This window comes from Adlercreutzia sp. DFI.6.23, from assembly GCF_024462535.1.
In the GTDB taxonomy this organism is placed as follows: Bacteria; Actinomycetota; Coriobacteriia; order Coriobacteriales; family Eggerthellaceae; genus Adlercreutzia; species Adlercreutzia rubneri.
In genome coordinates, this window is record NZ_JANGBP010000299.1 from 1 (window position 1) to 339 (window position 339).

Below are 339 nucleotides of genomic sequence, written 5' to 3' on the forward strand. Positions count from 1 at the left end.
CTGTTCCTCTCCTACTGGTTCAACTCCACGGGACTCACCGACACCACCGCCTCCAACAGCTCGTTTCTCACCATGCTCTACTGCGTGATCATCCCCTTCCTCGGATGGATCATCATCCAGAAGCGACCGACCCGCTACAACATTGCGGCGGCTATCCTGTGCGTCACCGGCGTGGGTTGCGTGGCCTATGCCGGCATCGGCGAGTTCTCGCTGCGCTTCGGCGACTTCATCACGCTGGCCTCGGCTCTCTGGCTGAGCTTCCACGTACTGTACACGGCGAAGTACGCGCCGGGACGCTCTATGATGCTGCTCACGGTCATTCAGTTCATCGTGGCGGGC

Annotated in this window: 1 protein-coding gene; it reads left to right on the forward strand. The window is 60.8% G+C overall.

The features are described from left to right. The coding region (locus tag NE591_RS13450; RefSeq protein ID WP_256156888.1) for an EamA family transporter at window positions 1-339 on the forward strand (339 nt) is incomplete at both ends.